18 protein-coding genes are annotated in these 23,797 nt (G+C 74.5%); 12 read left to right on the forward strand and 6 right to left on the reverse strand.

Annotated elements, in window-relative coordinates:
• The gene (ocd, locus tag AC3RJ8_RS01050; protein WP_489714125.1) at positions 1-1,068 is read left to right on the forward strand and encodes an ornithine cyclodeaminase; all 1,068 of its coding nucleotides are present in this window, start codon (positions 1-3) and stop codon (positions 1,066-1,068) included.
• A gap of 134 nt (positions 1,069-1,202) precedes the next feature.
• The gene (locus AC3RJ8_RS01055) at positions 1,203-2,663 is read left to right on the forward strand and encodes a zf-HC2 domain-containing protein (protein WP_489714126.1); all 1,461 of its coding nucleotides are present in this window, start codon (positions 1,203-1,205) and stop codon (positions 2,661-2,663) included.
• A 4-nt stretch (positions 2,664-2,667) separates the two neighbouring features.
• On the opposite strand, the gene rlmC is transcribed toward AC3RJ8_RS01055, so the two are convergent.
• The 5 genes from rlmC to AC3RJ8_RS01080 form a co-directional block, all read right to left on the reverse strand.
• A complete protein-coding gene (rlmC, locus tag AC3RJ8_RS01060; protein ID WP_489714127.1) occupies positions 2,668-3,951 on the reverse strand; it encodes a 23S rRNA (uracil(747)-C(5))-methyltransferase RlmC in 1,284 nt (427 codons plus the stop codon).
• A gap of 19 nt (positions 3,952-3,970) precedes the next feature.
• Complete coding sequence (locus tag AC3RJ8_RS01065; protein ID WP_489714128.1) at positions 3,971-4,558, reverse strand: DinB family protein; 588 nt, start codon at positions 4,556-4,558, stop codon at positions 3,971-3,973.
• Between the two features lie 24 nt (positions 4,559-4,582).
• Positions 4,583-7,519 carry an ATP-binding protein gene (locus AC3RJ8_RS01070; protein WP_489714129.1) on the reverse strand — a complete coding sequence of 979 codons (2,937 nt, stop codon included), beginning with the start codon at positions 7,517-7,519 and terminating at the stop codon, positions 4,583-4,585.
• A gap of 50 nt (positions 7,520-7,569) precedes the next feature.
• On the reverse strand, positions 7,570-7,881 hold the full coding sequence (locus AC3RJ8_RS01075; protein ID WP_489714130.1) for a hypothetical protein: 312 nt from the start codon (positions 7,879-7,881) through the stop codon (positions 7,570-7,572).
• A 236-nt stretch (positions 7,882-8,117) separates the two neighbouring features.
• Positions 8,118-11,414, reverse strand: coding sequence for a S8 family serine peptidase (locus tag AC3RJ8_RS01080; RefSeq protein ID WP_489714131.1), 3,297 nt, complete (start codon positions 11,412-11,414; stop codon positions 8,118-8,120).
• Between the two features lie 224 nt (positions 11,415-11,638).
• Between AC3RJ8_RS01080 and AC3RJ8_RS01085 the strand changes: the two genes are divergently transcribed.
• The 10 genes from AC3RJ8_RS01085 (at position 11,639) to AC3RJ8_RS01130 (ending at position 21,998) form a co-directional block, all read left to right on the forward strand.
• The gene (locus AC3RJ8_RS01085) at positions 11,639-11,812 is read left to right on the forward strand and encodes a hypothetical protein (protein WP_489714132.1); all 174 of its coding nucleotides are present in this window, start codon (positions 11,639-11,641) and stop codon (positions 11,810-11,812) included.
• 105 nt (positions 11,813-11,917) lie between these two features.
• Positions 11,918-12,577 (forward strand): biliverdin-producing heme oxygenase, encoded by a 660-nt coding sequence (locus tag AC3RJ8_RS01090; protein WP_489714133.1) that lies wholly within the window; start codon positions 11,918-11,920, stop codon positions 12,575-12,577.
• A gap of 141 nt (positions 12,578-12,718) precedes the next feature.
• Complete coding sequence (locus tag AC3RJ8_RS01095) at positions 12,719-13,837, forward strand: heme/hemin ABC transporter substrate-binding protein (protein WP_489714134.1); 1,119 nt, start codon at positions 12,719-12,721, stop codon at positions 13,835-13,837.
• 77 nt (positions 13,838-13,914) lie between these two features.
• Positions 13,915-14,964 carry a FecCD family ABC transporter permease gene (locus tag AC3RJ8_RS01100; RefSeq protein ID WP_489715545.1) on the forward strand — a complete coding sequence of 350 codons (1,050 nt, stop codon included), beginning with the start codon at positions 13,915-13,917 and terminating at the stop codon, positions 14,962-14,964.
• Complete coding sequence (locus tag AC3RJ8_RS01105; RefSeq protein ID WP_489714135.1) at positions 14,961-15,806, forward strand: heme ABC transporter ATP-binding protein; 846 nt, start codon at positions 14,961-14,963, stop codon at positions 15,804-15,806. The genes AC3RJ8_RS01100 and AC3RJ8_RS01105 overlap by 4 nt, the downstream gene beginning before the upstream one ends.
• On the forward strand, positions 15,803-17,020 hold the full coding sequence (locus AC3RJ8_RS01110; RefSeq protein WP_489714136.1) for a hypothetical protein: 1,218 nt from the start codon (positions 15,803-15,805) through the stop codon (positions 17,018-17,020). The genes AC3RJ8_RS01105 and AC3RJ8_RS01110 overlap by 4 nt, the downstream gene beginning before the upstream one ends.
• Entirely contained in the window at positions 17,017-18,450 is a 1,434-nt protein-coding gene (locus AC3RJ8_RS01115; RefSeq protein ID WP_489714137.1) for a hypothetical protein, read from the forward strand. The genes AC3RJ8_RS01110 and AC3RJ8_RS01115 overlap by 4 nt, the downstream gene beginning before the upstream one ends.
• A gap of 20 nt (positions 18,451-18,470) precedes the next feature.
• A complete protein-coding gene (locus tag AC3RJ8_RS01120; RefSeq protein WP_489714138.1) occupies positions 18,471-20,135 on the forward strand; it encodes an HtaA domain-containing protein in 1,665 nt (554 codons plus the stop codon).
• Between the two features lie 8 nt (positions 20,136-20,143).
• On the forward strand, positions 20,144-21,172 hold the full coding sequence (locus AC3RJ8_RS01125; RefSeq protein ID WP_489714139.1) for a WxL protein peptidoglycan domain-containing protein: 1,029 nt from the start codon (positions 20,144-20,146) through the stop codon (positions 21,170-21,172).
• A 25-nt stretch (positions 21,173-21,197) separates the two neighbouring features.
• The gene (locus AC3RJ8_RS01130) at positions 21,198-21,998 is read left to right on the forward strand and encodes a CPBP family glutamic-type intramembrane protease (RefSeq protein WP_489714140.1); all 801 of its coding nucleotides are present in this window, start codon (positions 21,198-21,200) and stop codon (positions 21,996-21,998) included.
• Here the strand turns inward: AC3RJ8_RS01130 and AC3RJ8_RS01135 are convergent.
• Positions 21,985-23,760, reverse strand: coding sequence for a GAF domain-containing SpoIIE family protein phosphatase (locus AC3RJ8_RS01135; RefSeq protein WP_489714141.1), 1,776 nt, complete (start codon positions 23,758-23,760; stop codon positions 21,985-21,987). The genes AC3RJ8_RS01130 and AC3RJ8_RS01135 overlap by 14 nt on opposite strands.
• Between the last annotated feature and the right edge of the window lie 37 nt (positions 23,761-23,797).

Consider the following 23,797-nt stretch of genomic DNA (forward strand, 5'->3'; position numbering starts at 1 on the left):
ATGACCACCGTGGACCTGCTGGACGTGGCCGCCACCGCGCGCTGGATCGCCGCGCGCGGCCCCGAGCGGATCATCGCCGAGCTCACCGACGCCCTCGCGACGGACTTCCGCCGCTGGCCCGAGCTGGACAAGCGCCCCCGTGTCGCCTCGCACTCCGCCGAGGGCGTCATCGAGCTCATGCCCACGTCCGACGGCGTCACGTACGGCTTCAAGTACGTCAACGGGCACCCGGTCAACCCGGCGCGAGGGTTCCAGACCGTCACCGCGTTCGGCGTGCTCGCCGACGTGCACAACGGCTACCCGACGTTCCTCGCCGAGATGACGCTGCTCACCGCGCTGCGCACGGCCGCCACCTCGGCGCTCGCCGCCCGTGCCCTGGCCCGGCCGGACTCGCGCACGCTCGCCCTCCTCGGGACCGGCACGCAGGCGGAGTTCCAGGCGCTCGGCATGCGGACCGCGCTCGGCATCACCCACGTGCGGGCCTGGGACGTCGACCCGGCCGCGCGCGAGAAGCTCGTGCGCAACGCCCGCGGCCTCGGCTTCGAGGTGCACGAGGCCACCAGCGCGGCCGACGCCGTCCGGGGCGCCGACGTCGTCACCACCTGCACCGCCGACAAGCGCAACGCCACCGTGCTCACCAGCGCGCTGCTCGCCGACGCAGCGTCGGGCGTGCACGTCAACGCCATCGGTGGCGACTGCCCGGGCAAGACCGAGCTCGAGGCGAGCATCCTCACCGCGCCGGGGACCGCCGTCGTCGTGGAGTACGAGCCGCAGACGCGCATCGAGGGCGAGATCCAGCAGCTCCCGCCCACGTCCCCGGTGACCGAGCTGTGGGAGATCCTCACCGGCGACGCGCCGGGTCGCACGAGCCCCGACCAGGTCACCGTGTTCGACTCCGTCGGCTTCGCCGTCGAGGACTGGACCACGCTGCGCCACGTCCACGCGGCCGTGCTCGCGGACCCCGCGACCCGCGGGCTGCTCCAGCAGATCGACCTGATCGCCGAGCCGACGGACCCCAAGGACCTGTGGTCGCTCGTGGCGGCGCAGGTGCTGACGCCGCAACCGTAGCCCGCGACTCCCGGCACCTCCGGTAGCCCCGGGCGGGTGATTTCCGCCCGGGGCCCGACCGCTGCCAGAATGACGCCGGCACAGCGCTCCGCGTCGTGCCACCTCCCAGGTGACGGCACGGAACGAGGGACCGCATGACCGCGAGCGACGACGGTTCGGCCGCGTCGAGCCGTCCCGCGAGCGACGATGCCGTCCGGCGCATGCTCGCCGCGGTGGAGGCTTCCGACGGCGCGGCCGAGCGCGGCCGCGGGACGCGGGGGAGCGGCGACCAGGACGTCGTCCGGACGGCGCTGGCGACGTTGCCGCACGACGACCAGCGGCTCCTGTGGGACCGGCACGTGCTCGGCCGGACGATGGACGTCGTGGCGCGCGAGCTGGGCGTGCACGCCCGGGCGGCGGCCCGTCGGCTGCGCGCCGCCGAGGACCGGCTGGCCCGGGCTCTCACGGCGGCGCACGCGCGCGGAGCCGGCCAGCAGGTCTGCATGGAGACGCGGGGGGCGTTGCACGACTACGTCCGCCACCACCTCGGCGCCGGGCGACGGCAGCTGCTCGAGGACCACCTGTTCGGGTGCGCGGGCTGCATGCGCGCCTTCATCGACGTCCGTCACGCCGCGTGGGCGCTGCGTGACACCGCTCCGCTGCTGCTGGGCGGTCTCGCCGTGGGGACGTCCTGGCCGGTCGTGATCGGCGCGTCCGGTGCGGCGTCGTCCGGCACCGGGCTGGTCGCCTGGTGGGGCGCCGCCGGTGCCACCCTGACGGCGGGGGGCGAGTGGGTCGTGCGGGGCCTGCGGCAGGTGTTCGGCCGGCCGGTCGGCATCGCCGCCGGCGTGGGGGTCGCCGCCGTGGCGGTGGCCGCGGCGGCCCTCGTCGGGGGCACCGGTACCGGCTCCTCGCCGCAGGAGCCGCCACCCGTGGTCGCGGAGCCGCCGGCCGCGCCGGACGCGCCGTCACCTGTCCCGTCGTCGTCCCCGTCGTCGGCCCCGACGCCGTCGCCGGCGGAACCGACGCCCTCCGACGACCCCGTGGAACCGTCGGACGGACCGACACCGGTTCCCACCGAGGAAGCGGGCGACCCTCCCGCGCAGACTGTCTGGGAGCCGGGACCCGCACCGGACCCGTCGACCACGCCGGACGACGAGCCGCCGCCGCAGGAGCCCACGCCTCGGCCGGAGCCGACCGAGCCGGAGCCGACCGGGCCGGAGACGCAGCCGACGGAGCCGACGCCGGGCACGGGGCCCGAGAGCCCGCCGGCCGACCCGGACACCGGCGCGACGCCACCCACGGAGCCCGAGCCCGGACCCGAGCCGGAACCCGAGCCGGAACCCTCGCCGCCCCCCACGCCGGCCCCCACGCCCGAGGAGGTCACCGTGAGCGTCACCGTCGAGGGCATCGGGTGGTTCCGCGTGGTGCCGACCGACGGCGCCGAGATCGTGTCCGTCACGCCGACGAGCAAGAAGACCAAGGCCGAGTACGGCTGGACGGGGTACTGGCGGGTGTGGACTGCGAGCTGGCGACCCGGCGGGATCGACGTGACGTTGCGTGGCGAGCCCGGCACCGACCCCGGCGTGGAGCTCGTGCGCTGGGACCGAGGCTGACGCGCTACCTCGCACCGAGCTGCGCTACCTCGCGCTCGAGGAGGACCAGCACCTCGTAGTGGTCCGTCTGCGGGAACATGTCGAGCAGCACCGCCCGTCGGGGCCGCAGCGACGGCATCGCGGCCAGGTCGCGGGCGAGCGTCGTGGCGTGGCAGCTCGAGTACAGCACGTGCCGGGCGTGCGAGGTCTCCAGGCGGTGCGCCAGGTCCGGCCCGATCCCGCGCCGCGGCGGGTTGACGACCACGAGCTCGGGATCGGCGTCCTTCCCGAGCGCGAACCTGGTCGCGTCTGCCGCCGAGAACCGCGCGTCCGCCATCGCGGCGCGCCACCACGCGGCGTCGTGCCCGCCGACGACGGCGTCCGGCGGCAGTGCGGCCAGCTCGCCCGCCGTCGTGGCGGCGGACGTCACGGCCTCCGCCGAGATCTCGATCCCGGTCACCGACCGACCGGGTGCCGCGCAGTGCAGCGCGAACCCGCCGACCCCGCAGTACAGGTCCCACAGCGAGGCCGGGTCTGCCGCATCCACCCATTCCCGGGCCTGTCGGTACAGGGCTGCGGCGACCTCGGTGTTGGTCTGGAAGAAGCTCTGCGGGCGCAGGTGCAGCGTGATGCCGTCGACGCGCATCGGCAGGGTCTGACGGTCGGTGAGCACGATCTCCTGCTCGCCCTCGAGCACCGCGGCGTGCACGGGCTGGACGTTGACGCTGAGCACCGCCAGGCCCGGCAGCTTCTCGTGGAGCCAGGGCAGGTGCTTGCGGATCCGCGCCACCGCCTCGGTGGAGCGCAGCACGAGGCGGACCATCAGCTCGCCGTCTGGGGAGAGGGTCACCAGGACGTGCTTGAGCTCGCCGCGGCGGGCGGCGTCGCGGGGGGTCACCTTGCGGCGGCGGCGCGGGGCGCCGGGCGCGCCACCGTCCTCCGCCGGGGGTGACAGGTCGTACGGCTGGAGCCGGGCGCGGGTGACCAGCTCGGCCAGCGGACCGAACGCCGCCTGGAGGCGGGCCGGGTAGAGACCGCAGTCCGTGAGGTCGACGCTCTGCCCGGCGTATGGTCCGGGCGGGCCGACGATCCCGAGCACCGGCTCATCGATGGTGCCGGTGACCACCATCTTGGCCTTGTTGCGAAAGCCGCTCTCGGCGCCGGTGACGGCCGGCAGCCAGGTGACGTCGTCGTACGCCGCGAGCAGCTCCCGGACGTGCGCCTCCTTGCCGGCCACCTGCGTGGGCCGGTCGACCTGGATCAGGGTGCACGAACGGCACCGGCCGGCGTCGTAGTGAGGGCACTGCACCGAACCATTGTCCCGCGGGTCAGCCGGGGAACCGCTCGGCGAGCGCGCGGAGCTTCGTCACGTACGCGCCCTGGTCGATGTCGGGGATGTTGGTGGCGCGCGGGATCAGGCCGACGGCGCCGTCGGCCTCCTCGCGCAGGATGTCGGCGTGGCCGGCGTGTCGGCTCAGGTCGTAGATCACGTGCACGATGATCCGCTCCAGCGTGACGTCGCCCCGTTCGCCCCACCACCGCACGCGGCCGGGCGCGTCGAGCGGCAGCTCGGCGATCGTGGTGTCGGCGAACGCGGCGACGCGGCGGTAGAGGTCGATGATCTGCGCGGCGGACTCCTCGGCCGTCGCGTAGAAGTCCGCGTTCGGGTCCTCGTCGAGCTGGGCGTCCGAGGGCACTTCCTCCGGCGTCGGCCAGGGCCGCCCGAAGACCTCCCCGAAGTAGCCGCTCTCGATGCTCGCCGCGTGCTTGATCAGCCCGAGGAGGTTGGTCCCGGTGGGGGTGCGCGGCATCCGCAGCTCACGCTCCGAGAGGCCCTCCGTCTTCCACAGGAGCGACTCGCGGACCTCGTGCAGGTAGTGCAGCAGCATCTGCTTCGTGTCGGGCAGGGTGTTCATGGGGCTCCTTCGCCGGGTCGGGGGTCAGACCACCAGCAGGCCGCGACGGGTGGCCACGGCGACGGCTTCCGCCCGGCCCGAGACCCCGAGCTTGGCGAGAACGTTGGACACGTGGACGCTCACCGTCTTGGTGGAGATGTAGAGCCGTTCGCCGATCTGCCGGTTCGACAGGCCCTGAGCGACGAGGGTCAGGACCTGCTCCTCGCGCTCGGTGAGGGTCGACGTCTCGTGACGCGCGCCGGGGACCGGGACACGGGCACGCCGGGCCCAGGCGAGCACCGCGTCGGCGAGCGGGCGGGCGCCCATCTCCTGCGCCTCGCGCAGGGCCTCGAGGCTCTCCAGCTCGGCCGCCGCGCGCTCCCCGGCCGCCCGCAGCGCCTGGGCCCAGCGGAAGCGGCATCGCGCGACCTCGTAGCGGTACCCGTAGGAGAACTCGCAGACCGCGGCCTCCCAGAGAGCCGGGTCGGCGGGCGTGCGGTCGGTCGCCGCGGCGAGACGCGCGTGCTCCGCCGCGGCCCGGCACAGCCACGCGCGACCCTCCGGTCCGAGCACGCCGCCGCGGGGACGGCCGCGTTCCGCGGTCTCGCGGGCCACCGCGAGCAGCTCGTCACCCGCCGCCCGGCGCTCGGCCTGGCGGGCGTCGTCGCCGCCGAGCGCGGACTCCTCCGCGGCGTCGGCCAGGGCCGCCAGCGCGAGGGCGGAGATCCAGATCCGCCCGAGGAAGTAGGTGCTCCACACCGCGCCGAGGTGCTCGACGACGGTCGCCGCCAGCTCGACCGCCTCGTCGTACCGGCCCGCGAAGGTGAGGGCGTCGATCCGGCACCCGCCGGAGATGAGCGCGACGAACCCGTCGACGTCCCAGTCGGCCCGCAGCGCCGCCGTCCGGTCGAGCACCTGGTCGTCGCCGCGGGCGACCGCGGCGTACAGGCCGGCGCTCTCGAGCACCATGGCCTCGAGAGCCGGGACCCCCGCCCGGGGAGGTACCGCCGTGAGGTCGCCCCGCACGTAGCGGAGCAGCTCGGCGATCATCCGCAGGGAGATGCCCGTCGAGCTCCGGGTCGTGCCCGTCTCCTCCGCCCGGGCCAGCGCCTGGCGCAGCAGGTCGTCCGCCAGCTCCAGCCGGCCGGCGTAGTACCAGGTGGTGGCGAGGTTGTACCGGCACCGCATCTCGGCGCCGAGGCTCCCGGCGTCCACGGCGCGGTGCATGGCCGACTCGATGAGCCCGGCCGCCGTCTCGGGGTCGCCGACCTCGATCACGGCCAGCGAGGCCAGGGCGTCGGCCTCGGCGTGCGGTGCTCGTGCCCGGTGGGCGACGTCGACCGCACGCTCCAGGAAGTCGCGGGCGTCGTCGTCGCGGTCCCGGTTCATCTCCAGGCGACCGCGGACGGCGAGCGTCGAGGCGAGGTCCTCCGTCGGGTCTGCCGGGAGCACGTCGAGCGCGAGGTCGGTCTGGTGGACGGCCTCGCTCACGTCCTCCTCGACGTCGAGGAGGTAGCGGGCCAGCACGTGCCGCAGGCTCGCCTGCCGCTGCGGGTCGTCGTGGAGCGAGTCGATCGCGCCGCGCGTGAGCTGGACGGCGCGGCTCGGCTGACCGCTGCGCCAGGCCGCGGCGGCGGCGTCGAGCGCGACCTCGACCTGGTCCGCCCGGACGCGGGCGGCGGCGTCGGGCACGGAGTCCCACAGGGACAGCACCTGCTCGAGGTGACGCAGCTCCTCCGTGGGTGCCAGGAAGTCGCGGGCGCACTCGGCCGCGTCGTAGGACGCCGCGAGCGCCGTCGGCAGGTCGTGGCCCTGCTGGGCGTGGTGCGCGCGCTCGGCGGCGGAGCCCAGGGCGGGGGAGTCGACCAGCGCCGTGAGGTAGGACAGGTGCATCGCGGCGCGCTCGCCCGGCAGCAGGTCGAGGTAGAGGGCCTCGGCGAGCAGGGCGTGGCGGAACGCGAGGTGCGGGCCCTCGACGGCGAGGACCTGGTGGGCGACGGCGTCGCGCAGTGCGGCGGCGGCCGCTGCCGGGTCCTCGAGCCCGGGCGTCCGTCGCGCGGCGGCGCGCAGGAGGTCCTCGCGCACCTGACGACCGGCGACCGACGCGAGCCGCACGAGCTGCTGCACGCCCGGGTCCAGGTCCTGCATGCGGGCGTGCAGCACGTCGGCGAGCGACCAGGGGAGCGTGCCGGTGGCCATCCCCGCGGCGACGAGCTCCTCGGCGAAGAACGCGTTGCCCTCCGAGCGGCGCTGCACCTCGCCGAAGTCGTCGTCGGGCAGCGGGCCGTCGTTGAGCGCGGTGGTGAAGGCGCGCAGCTCGTCCGCGGTGAACGGCTCCAGCTCGACGTGCTCCACGCGGCCTGAGCGGTGCAGCTCGGCCAGGAGCGGCCGCAGGGGATGGCGGCGGTCGACGTCGTCGCTGCGGTAGGTGAGCACGAGCAGCAGGTGCTCGGTGCGCAGGCGGGTCACGAGAAAGCGCAGCACGTCGCGCGTGGAGGGGTCCGCCCAGTGGAGGTCCTCGATCACGAGGACCAGCGGCGCCCCGGGCCGGCCGGCGGTGGCGAGGGAGCTCGCCACGCCGTCGAGCAGGGGCAGGCGCTCCGCGTGCTGGTCGCCCGGGGAGCTCGGGCGGCCGGCGGGATCGAGGAGCCGCGCGAGGGCGGGGCGGCCGGCGACGACCTCGGCCACGCGGGACGCGACGTCGTCGTCGGCCGATCGCTGCAGGTGTCCCAGCGCTTCGGTGAACGGCAGGTAGGGGATGCCGATCTCGCCGAGGTCGACGCAGTGCGCGACCACGACGCGACCGCCGGCCTGCTCGGCCGTGGCGGCCAGGTGGGTCACCAGCCGGGTCTTGCCCACACCGGCGTCACCACCGACGAGGAGCGCTCCCGGCTCGCCGGCCGCCGCCCGGTCGAACGACCGGCGGAACCCGGCGACCTGGTCTTCGCGGGCGATGAGGGGGATCTGTGACGACCGGCGCACCTGGGTATCGTCCCACCCGGCACCGACACCGGCCGAGCGATTTGTCGCCGTCACGCGGCCCGGCGGGCGTGGTCCTGCGCGGACCGCAGCGCCGCCAGGCCGGCCTCGATCTCGCTGGCCCGCCGGGTGACGCGCGCCTCCCACGCCTTGGCGTCCGTGCGGTCCGAGACGGTGTCGATGGTGTCGGCGAAGCGCTCGACGGCGTCGCGCGCCCGGGCGGCCAGCTCGCGGCCCCGCAGGGAGCGGCGAGCCGCTCGCCACTGCCGGAACCGCGTCCAGGCCGTCGGTGCGCCGTAGGCGAGCGCCGCGCGCTCGCGACGGTAGGCCATCTCTGCTTCCCAGGCGGGTCCCTGCAGGTGCATGATCTGTCCCTTCGCCGTGCCGCCGGTCGTTCCGGCACCACCCACACTCGTGCTGAGGCGGGGTGCTGCGGATCGTCCGGTCGCCCAGTCCTTGGTGGCCCGGGTACCTCAGACGGGGCGTCTGAGGTGGCCCGCACCGGTCTGAGGTGGCTCAGGGGACCGTGGGGGGACGACGGCGGCCCCGCCGACCCGGGTGTTCCCGGGCCGACGGGGCCGCCGCACTCCCTCCCGACGGGTCAGTCGCGGTGCTTGAACACCGTCACCCGCACCGGGGTGTCGACGATCGTGGTGCCGGGCACCTCGTCGGCGACCAGCTCGGTGTGCACCACGCCCTTGCCGGGCCGCTTGGCCGGGAGCGTCACGTCGTACGTGAGGCTCCCGCCGGGCGTCGGCTCGGTCGAGGTGACCACCTGGGTGCTGCCGTCCGGCAGCTCGGCGACCATGTCACCGTCACCCGCGGCGTTCTCCGCCCCGACGAGGAACGCCATCCCCGGGTCGGCCATCGCGTCCGCGTAGTCGAACGTGATGTCCTGCTCACCGTTGGTGCCGATCCACACCTGGAACGACCGGGCGTCCTGGGTGCCCCAGACGTACATGTCCCACTGGACCACCAGCCAGCTGTTCACCCCGTCGCTCAGGCTGCCGATCCGGACGCCCTCGGCCGCGGTGCCGTCGCCGGCCTCGCTGTTGAGGTCCGTCCAGAACGGTGCGAGCACCGAGTTGGGACGCGCCGACGACGCGCCGCCGGGCAGGTCGCAGCAGTTGTTGTCCTCGGACGTCCCGCCGCCGGCCACGAGGTAGCCGTTGGAGTCGACGCCGAGCGACGTGTACGTGCGGCCGTTGTACTCGTAGGCCGGCACGTCGTAGGTCGTCAGCGTCTCGTCGCCGAAGGACTCCGGCGAGATGCCGAACGACTCGAGGTCCAGGAACCCGGAGCCGTCGACGGCGTCGACGCTCGGCACGCCGAGCTCGGCGGCCGCGAGGGTCGCCGTCTCGGTGTGCTTCCCCTTCAGGGCCCGCTCACCGGTGGTCGTGGCCGACACCGACTGCTCGTTGAACGACTCGTTGGTCGCCGTCACCGTGCAGGTCACGTCGTCCTTGAAGTGGATCGACTCCTCCTCGCAGGACTGCGTCAGCGCCACGTTGCCCTGGGTGGGCACGAACGCCACGGGGACGTGCCCGTCGCCCCGCTGGGTGCGGAACGTGATCTCGGCGAACTTCTGCTCGCCGCTGGCCGAGGTGTCGGTGATGGTGATGTCGAAGTCCACGCTCCTGCCCGGCCGCACGGTGGCGACCCGGGGGCTGAACGAGATCTTCGTGCCCTTCGGCGTCTCCGCCCGCGGGTGCACCACGAGCGTGCGGCCCGAGGTGTTCTCGAGCGTGCGTGTGGTGGTCAGCCGGCCGGGCAGCGTCGGTGCGTTGATCGACGGGATGTTGAGGTCCACCGCGTGCACCGGGTCCGTGGTCAGCGCCGCGAAGTTCTCCGTGGTGTCGCTGATCGTGAACGGCGGCGTGAGCGACGCGCCGACGTCGACGCGCCCCGCACCCATGTCGAACGGGTCGGCCGGGGTGGTCAGGTCCTCCTTGACGACGTCGGTGGTCGACTGCGTCATGATGGCGGACTTGATCTGGCCGGGCGTCCAGTCCGGGTTCGCTGCCTGGAGCAGCAGGCCCACGCCGGCGACGTGCGGCGACGACATCGAGGTGCCGTTGATCGCCTGGTAGTACTGACCGGACGGACCGCTCTCGGGAACCTCCGGCGTCGGCGTCATGGCCGCCAGGATCTGCACGCCGGGCGCTGTGATGTCCGGCTTGATGAACGGCCCGGCCGGCCCGCGGGAGGAGAACGCCGCGACGACGTCGCCCTGGCCCTCGGACGGCGCGCCGTCGGTGAACGTCGCGGTGACGCCCGAGTGCTCGCCGTACCAGGCCATCATCTCGGTGCCGTCCGCGAGGTGCAGCGCCGGCAGGTAGTGGTTGTCGGTGGCCACGTCGGCGAGCGTGGGGTTGTACAGGACCATGCCCGCAGCGTCGCCCTGCAGCACGTGGTAGCCCTTGAGCACGCGGGCGTTCTGGCCACGCTCGCAGAGCACGACCATGCCCTCGAACGTGCCCTCGGGGGCCGGTTCGAGGCACATCGGGTCGGAGTAGGGCGGCTCGGAGGCGTGCACGACGGGCAGCGGCTCCTCGACCCCCTCCACGATGGAGGCGCCGTCGGCGGTGAACGTGGAACCGTCGTCGGCCGTCAGCGTGAGCGTCGAGCTGAACTCGCGCGTCTGTGTCGACGCGGCGACCGTGGTGACCCACGGGCTCACGTGGTTGGCCGTGGCCGCGCCGGGGCCGTCGTTGCCCGCCGACGCCGCGACGAAGACGCCGGCGTCGTAGGCGTTGAGGAAGGCGATCTCGATCGGGTCGGTGACGGTGCTGCCGCCGGAGATCGAGTAGTTGATCGCGTCGACGTCGTCGACGACCGCCTGCTCCACCGCGGCGACGAGGTCGGAGGTGTAGCCGCCGCCCGGGCCGAGCGCCTTGTACTCGATGATCTTCGCGCCGGGAGCGACGCCCTGGATCCGCTCGAGCTCCGGTCCGATGGTCTGGACGTCCTCGACGACGTTGCCCGCCGTGGTGCCGGACGTGTGCGAGCCGTGGCCCTCCGCGTCCCGCGCGGTGCCCTCGTAGAGGTACCCCTCGGGGTCGAGCAGGTCGTACAGGTCGGTGAACGAGTAGCCGCCGATCAGCTTGTCGTTGCACTCGAACGGGTCGTCCTCGGGGGTCAGCGGGTTGTCGCCGTAGTTGCAGGCCACGGTCGGGCCGTCGTACTCGCTGAGGTTGCCGTCGTCGGCGAAGGACGGGTGCTCCGGCCAGAGGCCGGTGTCGATGTTGCCGAGCACGAGCCCGTCGCCGGCCTCCGACGTGGTGCCCAGCTCCTCGTAGGCGGCGGGCGCGTCGATGAAGTCGGTGCTGGAGTCGGTCAGCGGCTTCTCGAGGGTGTTCTCCTGCACGGCCACGACGCCGGGGACGTCGAGCAGCGCCGGGATCTCGTCACCGGGGACGAGGGCGGCGATGCCGCCGTAGACGACGTCGAAGCTGTCCACGACCTCGGTGTCGGGGACCGCGGCGGTGACGTCGGCGGTGATCGAGCGCTCCTGCTTCTTGACGTAGCCCCGGTAGCGCTTCTCCGCGGGTGCGTCCTTCGCCAGCGGCTCGCCGGTGACGGCCGGGCTGGTGGCGTCGTACTCCGGGATGGAGCCGTCGTAGGAGGCCACGGCGTCGTAGTCGTACTTGACCAGGACGGGGACCTTCTTGCTCGAGCTCAGCGAGAGCAGCTTCTTCGGCGTCTCGACGAGCGCGCTGGTGGGGGCCTTGGGGCCGTCCTCCCGCGACGTCGCGGTCGGTTGGGACTCCGTGAGGCTGAGGTCGTCCGGGTCCGGCGCGGCGCCGGCTCCCGTGGCGGTGAGAGAGGTGATGACCAGCGCGGCGCCTGAGGTGATGGCGGCGAGCCGGAGCCTGGACTGGTGGTTCCGTAAGCGCATGTGAGCGCACCCTTCGTCTCGGTCCGTCGAACGAGACTCCCGACCGGAGCCACCGCGGTGTGGCGGTCCCGACGTCGGGGGTCGAGAAGCAACATACGGCTTGTGTGATGCAAGCAACATTCGAGCGTGTGTCGGGCATGTGACGACGACGGGCGAGTGACCAGGACCAACCGGGCAAAGCGCCCAGGATGCACGGGCAATCATTTTCGCGCACCATGGGGGCCATGCTCTGGTGGGGGACAGGCCTGGTCGTGCTCGGCGCGGCCGTCGCGGGTCGTGCGATCTGGACGGCGCGCCGGCCGGAGTCGACCGGTGCGCACGGGCTGGTGATCGCCGTCGGTGTCGGACTCGTCTTCTGGGGTGCTGTGCTGGGCGTGGTCGCCCTGGCGCGCTCCTGACCGCGACCCCGCCGAAAGAAGAGAGGGTAGGCAAGCCTAAGTTCCGGTGCTACGGTGTGGACGACCTGACGATCTGTCAGGTCGTCACGACCCCAGGAGGCCGTCATGTCCACCCTCGCGCCCGAGGCCCCGTTGTCCGTGCTGCTGCGCGAAGGCACTCGCGCCGAGCATCAGGAGGCCGAGTCCGAGGGGTTCGTCTCCCGGCTGATGTCCGGGGGGCTCGACGTGGCCGCCTACGCCGACCTCGCCGCGCAGCAGCTCGCGGTCTACGTGGCCCTGGAGGAGGCGAGCGCGGTCGTCCGGCACGACGTCCGCGGGGCGACCCTCGTCTTCGACGAGCTGACGCGCGTGCCCGCCATCGAGCGTGACCTCGCGCACCTCTACGGTCCGTCGTGGCGCAGCGAGGTCCGCACCCTGCCGGCCACGCGTGCCTACGTCGAGCGCCTGCGCGCCGTCGGCACCCGCCTGCCGGAGTATGCCGCGCACGCCTACACGCGCTATCTCGGGGACCTGTCCGGCGGGCAGATCGTCCAGCGCATGATGCAGCGGCACTACGGCATGGGCGACGCCGGCCTGGAGTTCTACGACTTCCCCCAGATCCCGAAGGCCAAACCGTTCAAGGACGTGTACCGCGAGCGGCTCGACGGGCTCGCCCTCGACGCCGAGGGCGTCGCGGCCGCCGTCGCGGAGGCGCAGGAGGCCTTCCGTCTCAACCGGGCCGTCTTCGTCGAGCTGGGCGCGGCCCACCCCGGCACCCCGGCCTGACGAACCCGCCGCGCGTCGTGTGACGTGCTGCACAGGACCAGCGCGCGCACCGCTCTTGTGGGAGAAGGCTAGGCTCATCTAACTTAGGCGTGCCTACCCTTTGTATCGAGACGGCAGTGCGCCACGAAGGAGCCACCTCGCATGTCCCCGGCCCGTCGCCGCACCTCCTCCCTCGCCGCCGGCGTCACGGTCGCCGTGGTCGCCCTGCTCACCGCCTGCGGCGTGACGGCACCCGACGACGGCACCGCCGCCGTGGCCGCCGGGCCCGCCCTGACCGAGCTCGCCGGCAGCGACGAGGTCCTCGCCGACCCGACCGACTGGACCGGAGAGGTCGTGGTCGAGGCCGCCGCCACCCCGGTCGAACCGGTCCGTGCTGACCCCGAGCCGAGTCTGCCTGCCACGGTCACCGACGCGCAGGGCACCGAGGTCACCGTCACCGACACCAGCCGCATCCTCGCCCTCGACCTGTACGGGACGCTGTCGCGCACCGTGTTCGAGTTGGGGTTGGGGGACAGCGTCGTGGGTCGCGACACCTCGTCGACCTTCCCGGAGATCCTCGACCGGCCGGAGGTCACCTCGAACGGCCACGAGCTCACGGCGGAGGCGATCCTCGAGCTCGCACCCAGCGTCATCCTCACCGACACCACGCTCGGCCCCTGGGACGTCGTCCTGCAGATGCGCGACGCCGGCATCCCGGTGGTCGTCATGGATCCTCACCGCAGCACCGAGAACGCCGCCGACCTCACCCGAGCGGTCGCCGACGCCCTCGGCATGCCCGGGGCAGGTGACGAGCTCGCCGAGCGCACCCAGGACGAGATCGACTCCACGGTCGCCGAGGTCGCCGCCCTGGCCCCCGCGAACGACGCCGACAAGCTCCGCGTCGCCTTCCTCTACGTCCGCGGCCAGTCCGGCGTCTACTACCTCTTCGGGGACGGCTCCGGCGCGGACTCCCTCATCGAGGCGCTCGGCGCCGTCGACGTCGCCGGCGAGATCGGCTGGACCGGCATGCGGCCCGTCACCGACGAGGGTCTCGTCGCCGCCCAGCCCGACCTGCTGCTCATGATGTCCGGCGGGCTGGAGTCGGTCGGTGGGGTCGACGGCCTGCTCGAGCGCCTGCCGGCCATCGGCCAGACCCCCGCGGGAGAGAACCGCCGCGTCGTCGCCATGCCCGACAGCCAGGTGCTCGCCTTCGGCCCGGCCACCACCGGGGTCCTCGACTCCCTCGCCCGAGCCTTCTACGCGCCCGGGACGTTGTCGTGAGCGCCGCCGTCGACCGCCTCGCGGCCGGGGCCGCGCGCCGCCCGGCCACGCCGCCCGACGGCGACCGGCGCCGCAGCGTGCTCCCGCCGGCCCGGACCGGCCGGGTCACGGTGCTCTTCGTCGTCCTGGCCGCGACGCTCGGCGTGCTCGCCGTCGTCTCGGCCGGGTCCGGGCAGCTCCACGTACCCGCCGCCGAGGTGCTCGGAGCCTTGTCACGCGGCCTCGGTCTCGAGATCGGTCCGGAACCGGCCCACCCCCACGGCTACGCCGCCCTGTGGACGGTCCGCTTCCCCCGCGTCGTCATGGCGGTGCTGATCGGCGCGGCGCTCGCCGCGGCGGGCGCCGTGATGCAGGGTGTCTTCGGCAACCCCCTCGCCGAGCCCGGAGTCGTCGGGGTCTCCTCCGGCGCGGCCGTCGCCGCCGCCGCGACCATCGCGCTCGGACTCACCGCGTTCGGTCCGTGGACCACCGCGGTCGCGGCGTTCGCCGGCGGGCTCGTCGCGACGTTCGTCGTCTATGCCATGGCGCGCGCCGGCGGCCGCACCGAGGTGGTCACCCTGGTGCTGACCGGGGTCGCCGTCAACGCGATCTGCGGCGCCGGGCTGGCCCTGTTCACGTTCCTGGGCGACACGCAGGCGCGCGAGGAGATCGTGTTCTGGCAGCTCGGGTCCCTCAACGGCACCCGCTGGGTGTACGTCGCCATCGTCGCCCCGCTGGTGCTGGTCGGCATCGTGGGGTCGCTCGCGCTGGCCCGCCGCCTGGACCTGCTCGCCCTCGGCGAGCGGTCGGCCCGGCACCTGGGCGTGGACGTCGAACGGCTGCGCATCGTCGCCGTCGTCATGGTCGCGCTGCTCACCGCCGCGGCCGTCGCCTTCTGCGGGATCATCTCGTTCGTCGGCCTGGTCGTGCCCCACCTGGTGCGCATGGCCGTCGGGCCCGGCCACCGGGTGCTGGTGCCCGCCAGCGCGCTCGGTGGTGCCGTGCTGCTGCTCGCCGCCGACCTCGTCGCCCGCACCGCCGTGCCGTACGCCGAGCTGCCCATCGGCATGCTCACCGCGCTCGTCGGCGGGCCGTTCTTCCTCTGGCTCGTGTACCGCACGCGCCGGCAGGCCGGGGGCTGGGCGTGAAGGGCGGCACGAGGGGCGGCACGAGCGACGGCACGAGGGACGAGACGCCGCTGCTCGCCGTCCGCGGCGCGGGTGTCCGCATCGGCGCCGCCACGCTGCTCGACGGCGTCGATCTGGACGTGCGCACCGGCGAGGTCCTCGTCGTCGTCGGACCCAACGGCGCCGGCAAGTCGACCCTGCTGTCCGTCCTGGCGGGCGACCGGGTGCCCGACGACGGCGGGGTCTCCTGGCAGGGCGAGCCCCTGTCCGCGGTGCGCCCGGGCGAGCTGGCCCGCCGCCGGGCCGTGCTCCTGCAGGAGAACCGGGTGAGCTTCCCGTTCCGAGTCGTCGACGTCGTCCGCATGGGCCGCGCGCCGTGGGAGGGCTCGCCCGCGACCGACCGGGACGACGACGTGGTGGCGTCGGCGCTCGCGGCCGCCGACGTGTCGCACCTGGCCGCCCGACGCTTCCCGACCCTGTCCGGCGGGGAGAGGGCCCGGGTCTCGCTGGCCCGCGTGCTGGCGCAGGAGCCGCGGCTGCTGCTCCTGGACGAGCCGACCGCCGCCCTCGACGTCAAGCACCAGACCCGGGTGCTCGCCCAGGCCCGCCGGCACGCGGACACCGGCGGGGCCGCCGTCGTGGTCCTGCACGACCTGCCGCTGGCCGCCGCCTGGGCGGACCGCGTCCTCGTCCTGCACCGCGGTGGCGTCGTCGCGGACGGCCCGCCCGCCGACGTGCTGACCTCCGAGCTCCTCACGGACGTCTACGACCACACCGTCGACGTCCTGACCCATCCCGTGACCGGCGCGCTCCTGGTGCTGCCGCGACACGGCACCCTCGTCCCGCAGGAGGTGGCGCCATGAGACGCCTCGTCGCCCTTGTCGCCCTGGTCCTGAGCCTCGGGGTCGCCGTCCCCGCGGTCGTGCCGGGTGCGTCCGCACCGGCCGACGCCGCCGCGCGCGTCAGCGTGTCCGGCCTCGACGGCGCCGCACGGGCCTCGACCACGGGGCCGACGACGCTGCGGCTGTCCGGGTCCGGCTTCCAGTCGGTGCCGAACGCGTTCGGCGGCCTCTACGTGCTGTTCGGCTGGGTGGACGGTGGTGCCTGGGCACCCTCCCAGGGCGGCACCTCGGGGGACACCCTGCGCTATGTCCCCGACGCCGAGTCCGCCGACAACGCCGGGTACCAGCGGTTCGTCGCGTTCCCGGGATCGAGCACGGCCGACGAGGCCAACGGCGGTCTGCTCGCCGAGGACGGCACGTGGTCGGCGTCCCTCGTCGTGCCGGGACCGCGGTTCCAGACGCTCGACCGGTCCGGCAGCACCGTGGAGGTCGACTGCACCCGGGTCCGCTGCGGCGTCATCACCATCGGCGCGCACGGGGTCGCGAACGCGGCGAACGAGACGTTCACCCCGGTGGAGTTCGTGGACGACGGCGGCGCCTCGGGTCCCGCTGACGGTGACGGGGAGGGCGCCGCCGCGGGCGGCGGCGCGAGCGCCGGGACCGGTGGGGAGAAGGCGGGGGCGCCCGACGAGACGTCCGGCACCGGCGGCGAGCCCGACGGCGCCTCGGGGGAGCCGTCGTCGTCGGACTCGGCCGTCGAGGACGCCGGCCCCGCCACCGTCGGGTTCGACCGGACCACCGCGGTGGCCGGGCGGGTGCTGAGCTTCGCCGGGCAGGGTTTCGAGCCGGGCGAGCAGGTCGTGGCCGTGCTCGACGAGGGCGAGCTCGCCGTCGGCCCGCTGGGCGCGGGGGCGCACGGGGAGATCGCCGGGCTGCTCGAGCTGCCGGACGACCTCCGGCTCGGCACCCACGTGCTGAAGGTGACCGGCGCGTCGTCGGGCAAGCAGCCCGAGGTCGAGATCGTCGTCACCCGCGACCCGGCGGACGCCGCGGCGCAGGAGTCGGCCCTGACCGTCGCCACGGCGTCCGGCGGCGGGGACGCGGCGGCCGGAGCCTGGGGCACCGGCTACTCCGTCGCCGAGCTCGCCGCCGGTGCGGCGCTCCTGCTGCTGCTGATCGTGGTCGTCTCCTCGGCCGTCGCCGGGGGACGTCGTCGACGTGGTCGGTCGGCATGACGGCCACCCACCGCACCGCACTCGTCGCCGTCGCGACCGCGCTCGCTGCCGGCCTGCTGGCCCCCGCCGCCGCAGCGGGCACGGAGGACGACCTCGGGTCGCCGACCCGGGTGGGCGGAGACGTCGAGGTCGCCGTGACGGTCCCGGACGTCGGGCAGGACGGGTCGGTCGTGCCCCCGCCCGCCGGCGACGCCGAGCTGACGGACGCCGAGCTGCGCTGGACCGTCAACCAGGAGTCCGTCGGGGCGAACTTCTACGGCGGGTGCAACTTCCTGATGGCCGGTCGCCCCGGAGGTGACGGCGACACCGGAGGCAGCTTCGTCTGGGGCGCGGCCGACGCCGGTCTGTACCAGGCGATCGACGGCGACGTGCGCGTGCTGCGCGCCACCGACGACGACGAGACGGTCGTCGGCTACGGCTCGCGCTGCGAGGCGTCCGACGGCACCCCCCTGAGCATGGCGGCCGAGAACACCAGCGGAGCCGAGGTCGTCGTCGACGGCGGCCGGGGGGAGCGCCGCTCCGACGGCAGTCTGGACGTGGCGTGGTCGGGCACCTTCAGCGCCGTGTTCTACGGCGGGCTGAGCTACTGGTGGGCCACCGACCCGCACCTGACGCTCGACGCCGACGGCGACGGCCGGCTCACCGCGACCGTCGGCGGGTTCGCCGCCGACATGGCGGACCGGTCCGTCTGGGCGCCCGTCCCGGAGCGCACCGTCTCCCTGGCTACGTTCACCGGCGGCCGTGTCGACGCGACGGGCCGCGGCAGCGTGCTGGAGCCCGACTGGTGCGGCGTGCGCGTCCCGGGTTCCGACGAGACCCCCCAGCAGCGCCAGGACGCCGGGAAGGTGTGCTGGGGGTCCTTCCCCCGCAGCTTCGTCGACTTCCAGGTCGCGACGGGACAGGCTTCCTACTGGTACACCTCCGGCTCGTCGCGGGACCGCTTCAAGCCGCCGGCCCCGGTGACGGTCAGCTTCGACGCCGACGACAGCCTGGGCCCGGCCGACGGTCCGGACCCGGGCAGCGGCGGGGCCTCGGACGCCGGCACCGGCGGAGCGGGGACGGGGAGCACCGGGGCGGCCGGGACCGGCGGCGCGGGCTCCTTGGGCGCCGGCAGCGGCGGCGCCAGCGCACCTACCTCCGCGCCCCGCGCGGCCCTCACCGCGAACCGGCTCGGCGCACCCGCCATCCTCCCCACCCCGGCGGAGGCCGGCCTCGGCCTCTTCCCGGTCACGCAGGCCGTCACGCTCGGCCTGACCTCACCGGGCCTCGTGCCCGAGCGGTCCGACGCCGGTGCCTCCACGGGCGACCTGCTCGCGTACGGCATCGCCCTGCTCGGCACCGGGACCGCCGCAGCCGTCGTCGGGTTCCGCCGTCGCTGGCTCGTGCTGCCGTTCACCGCCGCGGCACCCATAGACCCCCACCCCGCCTGACCCCCACGGAAGGCAGACACATGACCACCACCCATCGCCCCGCCGCACGCGGCCGGCTCGTCGCCGGGCTCGGCGTCCTCACCCTCGGGCTGGGCGCCACCCTCGTGACGGTCGCGCCCGCACAGGCCGCCGACGCCCGAGAGGTCGTCGCCGACTCCGGCGGCGTCTCCTGGGGGTACAAGGAGAGCTTCCGCCGGTACGTCGGCAACCAGACCGCGGCCCTCGGGACACCTGAGCCCATGGGCGAGCGCATCACGCTCGTCGCTCCCGGGCAGTTCGACGAGACGCGCACCCCGGCGTCGACCGCCAACACCTCCACCCCCAACGAGACCCTGCCGTGGAACCTGCCGGTCACCGGCGGGTCGTACACCTCGGACGACGACCTGCTCGTCGAGTCCGCCGGTGGGGCCGCGTTCCACTTCCCGACGCACTACTTCGACGTGACGATCGAGGACGTGGCCGTCGAGGTCACCGACGGTGCCGCCGTCGTGCGGGCCGACGTGACCGCCGTGGTCACCGGCAGCTTCGGCGAGTGGGAGGCCGGGACCTACGGCGGCGAGGACGTCGAGTTCGCGACGGCCTCCGGCGTGGACGTCGCGCTCGACGGCGACACTCTCGAGGTGTCCCTGACCGGGCTGACCACCACCGAGGACGGCGCCGCGGCGCTGCCGCTGTACGGCGCGGGTGACGCGCTGGACGACCTGAGCCTGACGGCCGGGCTCGAGGCCGCGGCCTCGTGGGAGCCGACCGTCGAGGTCTCGCAGGCCGACGGGCTCGACCCGCAGGCGACCACCACGGTCACCGTGACCGGGTCCGGCTTCGACCCGGCCGCCAACGTCAACACCGCGGGCCGCCCGCCGGTCGCGGCGGGCCAGCCGACGGGCGTCTACGTCGTCTTCGGCAAGTTCGCCGAGCACTGGCAGCCGTCCGACGACGTCGCGTCGTCCCAGCGGACCGTCATCAGCCAGCGGTGGGCGCTGCCGGAGCCGTCCTACTCGCAGGTGACGGCCGACTACCCGAACGTCGCCGACCAGCTCGTCCTGCTGCACGAGGACGGCACCTTCACGGCCGAGGTCGAGGTCGCGGCGGACCACGCCGAGTCCGGCGCCTACGGCGTCTACACCTTTGCCGCCGGCGGTGCGACGCCGAACGCCGCCCAGGAGCTCTCCACGCCGGTGTCGTTCGCTGCCCCGACGGCGGACGGCGAGGGTGACCTCGAGGTCGGCGTCGAGGTCCCGGGGTCCGAGGACCCGGTCGACCCCGAGCCGGGTGCCTTCACCTGGACCATCGACGGCGGGGGCGCCGTGAACCTCGGCGTCGCCGAGGCCGGCGACTCCGCGTTCACCGCGACCGGCGCCCTCCACCAGGTGACGGTCAGCGACACCCGAGCCGACGGGGCGTGGACGATCAACGGCCAGGCCACCAGCTTCGTCGGCGGGTCGGGCTCGTTCTCCGGCGCCGCGCTCGGCTGGACGCCGCGGGTCAGCGCCGGTGACGCCGTCGCCGGCTCGCCCGTGGTGGCCGGGTCCGTCCAGGGGCTGAGCGTCACCTCGACGCTCGCCAGCGGAACCGGCGCGGCCGGCTCCGCCGACGCCGTGGTGGACGCCGCGCTCGCGCTCGACATCCCGCTGGACACGCCCGCCGGCGACTACACCGGTGTGCTGACCCTCACCGCGGTGGGCTGACCGAACCGATGCGACGCTCGCTGTCGACGCTCGCCCTGACGGCCGCCCTGGCCGTCGGGGCGGGCGCCGCCCTCCCCTCGACCGCCGCCGTCCCGACGGCGACCGACGACCTCACGTGGTCGCTCGCGCCCGGCAAGGGGCCCGGCCCTGCCGACGCGGCCGTCGGCGCCACCGGGGCCGACCGCGCCAACTACGCCTACGCCGTCGAACCCGGCGACGAGATCTCCGACCGGCTCCTGGTGACCAACGGGTCGACGGCGGCGCTGGACCTGTCCGTCTACGCCACGGACGCGCTCACCACCCGCGACGGCCACCTCGACCTGCTCCCCGCCGACACCGAGCCCACCGACCTCGGTTCCTGGCTGACGCTCGACGTCGCCGACGGCACCCTCTCCCTCGACCCCGGCGAGACCGCTCGGGTCCCCTTCACGCTGACCGTGCCCGACGACGCCACCCCCGGCGACCACGCCGGCGGTCTGGTCACCTCGACGACGCAGGCCGTCGGCGACGGTGCCCTGTCCGTGGACCGGCGCCTCGCCCTGCGCGTCCACGCCCGGGTCGCCGGCGACCTCAGCCCCGGCCTCGAGGTGCGGGACGTGACCGTGCGGACCACGACCGACGTGAACCCGCTCGCGACGGCCACCACCACCGTGACGTACGCGCTGGCCAACACCGGCGACGCGCGGGTCGTCCCCACCGAGACGGTGTCCGTCGCCGGTCCGGGGGGCAGTGCACCGCGCACCGCGGGCGGTGAGCTCGAGGAGATCCTGCCGGGCTCCGTCGTCGAGCGGACCGTGGAGCTGACCGGCGTCCGGCCGATGATCCGGCTCGGTGCCGACGTGCGGGTCGACGGCGTCGTCGTCGGGATCGGCGGGGGGCAGACGGCGGTCGCGGCCAGCGAGACCTCCGGCTGGGCGGTGCCGTGGTCGCTGCTCGCCGTCGTGATCCTGGTGGCCGCCGCCGCCGTGGGGTGGCCGCTGTGGCAGGCGCGTCGCCGGCGCCCGGGCACGCCGGAGGGACCGCCGGAGCCTGCCTGAGCCCGTCGCCGATAGGGTGCGGCTCATGGTCGCCCGCTACGCCGCCGCCGTGCTCGTCTGCGGTTCCGCGGTCCTTCTGTTCGCCGTCCACGTCCGCCCGCTCGGCTACCTGCCCCTCGTGGCCGGCGTCGTCCTGGGGCTGCTGGTGGACCGGGCGCTCGGCAAGCACCTGGCGCTCATCGCCGCCGGCATGGCGATCGTCTCGGCGATCCCCCTCGCGGCCGACCTCTCGGACGCCGGGATGACGCGGTTCACCGTCGCGCTGTCGCTGGCGGTCCTCGTGCCCTGGGCACTGTCGCGGTTCGTCCTGCGGGACGACGACGGCGCGGGCGCGGTGCGCTTCCCGGTCGCCACGGGACGGCGCTGGACGCGCGGGCAGTGGGTCTACCTCGGCGCCGTCGTGGTGATCGGCTACCTCATCCTGCCGCCGTACTTCCTCGGGTCCGGGGCGTACCTCAACTGGCCGCCGCTGGAGGCCGAGGGCTCGATCGCCCGGCTGTTCGTCGGGGTGAACGCCGTCGGGCTCTGGGACGAGCTGTTCTTCATCTGCACCGTCTTCGCGCTGCTGTGCCGGCACTTCCCGGTGCAGGTCGCCAACGTGCTGCAGGCGGTGGTCTTCGTGTCGTTCCTGTGGGAGCTCGGGTACCGCGAGTGGGGGCCCGTGCTTACCATCCCGTTCGCGCTGGTGCAGGGCTGGATCTTCGCGCGCTACAAGTCGCTGTCCTACGTCCTGGCCGTGCACCTGCTGTTCGACGCCGTCGTCTTCGCGGTGCTGGTGCACGGGCACCACCCCGAGCTGCTCGACATCTTCGTCACCGCACCGTAGCGCCCGTCGCGTCCGCCAGGTGCGTCGCGCCGACCCGGGCCCGCCGCCGGACGCGCGCCGCGAGCACGGCGACGTCGTCGCGCTGCGAACCCGGCACCATCCGTTCGACGAGATCCCGCGGGAGCTGCGCCGTCGGCCGGTCCGCCAGCTCCGCCAGCGCGGCCCGGAGCTCGGCGGCGCGGTGGGCGTAGGTGCTGGTCCGCGTCTCGACGAGCCCGTCGGTGTGCAGCACGAGCGTGTCGCCCGGACCGAGCCGCGTCGCGTGGTCCGCCCGGACGGCGGCGGGGTCGATCCCGAGCAGCAGGTCCGGCCGGCCGGCGAGCTCCGTCACGGACCCGTCCGCCCGCAGGACGAGCGGTGGCGGGTGCCCGGCCGAGGACCAGCTCACGGCCGGCGGGTCGGACCGCCGGCAGAGCCGGACCACCAGGACCGTCGCGCTCGCCTCCAGGGCCAGGCCGTGGTTGGCGTGGTCGAGCTGGCGCAGCAGCGCGGCGGGCGAGATATCCTGGCTCCAGGCCAGGGTGCGCAGCATCGAGCGGAGCTGGCCCATGCGGGCCGCGGCCTGCATGTCGTGCCCGGTGACGTCCCCGATCATGAGCACCGTGTGGTCGTCGCGCACGACGGCGTCGTACCAGTCGCCGCCGACCCGGTCCGTCCGTGTCGCGGTCGAGTAGGTGGCCGCCAGCTCGAGGTCGGCCGTCGCGGGGAGCTCGGTGAGCATCGCGGCCTGCAGGGTGGCCGCGACGCGGTGCCGGTCCTCGAGCACGTGCACGCGGTCCAGGCCCGTGGCCACGCACGCCGCCAGAGCGGCACACGTCTCGCGCGTGTCGGCGTCGACCTCCTGCGGGTCGCGCCAGGCGAGCGCGACGAGGCCCCGCACGGTGTCGTCGGCGACGAGGGGGAGGAACGCCAGGGCGCCGTCGTCGGGCCGGACCCACCGCGACATCGCGGGCCACTCCCGCAGCAGCGTGCGGCCGTCCGGGGCGTAGACGGGTGCGCGGCTGCGCAGGGCGTGCGGTCCGGGCTGCGGGTCGTCGAGCCGCAGGCGGGCCGGGAACGGCACCCCGTCGAGCTCGTTGACGAAGTGCACCGACGAACCGGTGGCGTCGAGCAGCCCGAGGCCCGACCAGGCCACCCCGACGGCGGAGGAGGCGCGTTCGACGGCCACGACGAGATCGGCGAGCGTCGTCGCGCGCGAGAACCGGTCGGTCAGGTCGAGCAGGAGCTGGGTGCGGCGGCCGGCCCGGAGCGCGACCTCCTGCAGCTCCTGTGCCCGACGGCGCTCCTGGCGCAGCCGGATCTCCGCCGAGCACGCCTCGGCGAGGTCCGCGAGCGTGTCGAGGTCGGTCCGCGTCCACTCGTGCGGCAGGGCGTCCAGCGCGCAGACGGTGCCGACGGCACTGCCGTCCCGGTCGAACACGGGGAACCCCGCGTAGGCCTGGATGCCGAGGTTCACCACCAGGTCGCGGGCGGGCTCGCCCGGTACCGCCGTGAGGTCGGTGTAGGTGAGAGGCCCGCCCGCGCGCACGACCTCGGCGCACATCGCGTGCGGGAAGGCGGAGCGCCGCGTCGTCTGCAGCGGCTCGGGCAGGCCGAGCGCCCCCGGGTAGAGCTGGGTGTCGCTGACGACGAACGTCACCAGTGCGGTGGAGACGCCGAGGTGGCGGCTGACGAGGCGGGCGAAGCGGTCGAACGACGGGTCGGCTCCCGGTCGGTCGAGACCCGCGTCGGCGAGCGACTGCCCGTCGGGGTTCGCGACCATCCCCGGATTCTGTCATGGCGCCCGCGGCCCGGACGCT

This window comes from Isoptericola sp. MSGPD8_1_ISO-PGPR-S23-394, from assembly GCF_058072785.1.

Bases quoted from the DNA above. Each gene is read 5' to 3' on its own strand.
- AC3RJ8_RS01115 (WP_489714137.1), top strand. From the start codon at position 17,017: ATGACGGCCACCCACCGCACCGCACTCGTCGCCGTCGCGACCGCGCTC.
- AC3RJ8_RS01110 (WP_489714136.1), top strand. From the start codon at position 15,803: ATGAGACGCCTCGTCGCCCTTGTCGCCCTGGTCCTGAGCCTCGGGGTC.
- AC3RJ8_RS01085 (WP_489714132.1), top strand. From the start codon at position 11,639: ATGCTCTGGTGGGGGACAGGCCTGGTCGTGCTCGGCGCGGCCGTCGCG.
- AC3RJ8_RS01055 (WP_489714126.1), top strand. From the start codon at position 1,203: ATGACCGCGAGCGACGACGGTTCGGCCGCGTCGAGCCGTCCCGCGAGC.
- AC3RJ8_RS01080 (WP_489714131.1), bottom strand. From the start codon at position 11,414: ATGCGCTTACGGAACCACCAGTCCAGGCTCCGGCTCGCCGCCATCACC.
- AC3RJ8_RS01075 (WP_489714130.1), bottom strand. From the start codon at position 7,881: ATGCACCTGCAGGGACCCGCCTGGGAAGCAGAGATGGCCTACCGTCGC.
- AC3RJ8_RS01130 (WP_489714140.1), top strand. From the start codon at position 21,198: ATGGTCGCCCGCTACGCCGCCGCCGTGCTCGTCTGCGGTTCCGCGGTC.
- AC3RJ8_RS01125 (WP_489714139.1), top strand. From the start codon at position 20,144: ATGCGACGCTCGCTGTCGACGCTCGCCCTGACGGCCGCCCTGGCCGTC.
- AC3RJ8_RS01095 (WP_489714134.1), top strand. From the start codon at position 12,719: ATGTCCCCGGCCCGTCGCCGCACCTCCTCCCTCGCCGCCGGCGTCACG.
- AC3RJ8_RS01120 (WP_489714138.1), top strand. From the start codon at position 18,471: ATGACCACCACCCATCGCCCCGCCGCACGCGGCCGGCTCGTCGCCGGG.
- AC3RJ8_RS01065 (WP_489714128.1), bottom strand. From the start codon at position 4,558: ATGAACACCCTGCCCGACACGAAGCAGATGCTGCTGCACTACCTGCAC.
- AC3RJ8_RS01090 (WP_489714133.1), top strand. From the start codon at position 11,918: ATGTCCACCCTCGCGCCCGAGGCCCCGTTGTCCGTGCTGCTGCGCGAA.
- ocd (WP_489714125.1), top strand. From the start codon at position 1: ATGACCACCGTGGACCTGCTGGACGTGGCCGCCACCGCGCGCTGGATC.
- AC3RJ8_RS01135 (WP_489714141.1), bottom strand. From the start codon at position 23,760: ATGGTCGCGAACCCCGACGGGCAGTCGCTCGCCGACGCGGGTCTCGAC.